Genomic DNA, 310 nt, shown 5'->3' with positions numbered 1-310 from the left:
GTGCGGGTGCGCAGATGCTCTTCAAGCCCGCGCGGATCGTCGGTGTTTTTTTCGAGATAGGCGCGATCTGCCATGCCGTCGCGGTACAGCACATGCATGACCGCGCAGGCCAGCGCGCCGTCCGTGTCTGGCTTCAGCACAAGGCCGAGATCGGCCTGTTTCATCGTGGCGTTGGCGTAGATGTCGACGACGACGATTTTCGCGCCGCGTTCCTTGCGCGCCTTCATCGCATGGGTCATGACATTGCCCTGCGTGACCACGGCATTGGTGCCCCAGATCACCACGCAATCGGCCGTCGCCATCTCGCGCG

The 310-nt window shown here is 63.2% G+C and carries 1 protein-coding gene; it reads right to left on the bottom strand.

The features are described from left to right. A partial coding sequence (locus KVT37_RS32055) for a molybdopterin-dependent oxidoreductase (RefSeq protein ID WP_217579004.1) occupies window positions 1-310 on the bottom strand: 310 nt, incomplete at both ends.

The organism is Mesorhizobium sp. GbtcB19 (genome assembly GCF_019091085.1).
Classification (GTDB): domain Bacteria; phylum Pseudomonadota; class Alphaproteobacteria; order Rhizobiales; family Rhizobiaceae; genus Mesorhizobium.
The sequence above is the reverse complement of the archived record's forward strand: the minus strand, read 5'-3'. Positions and strand labels throughout refer to the sequence as shown.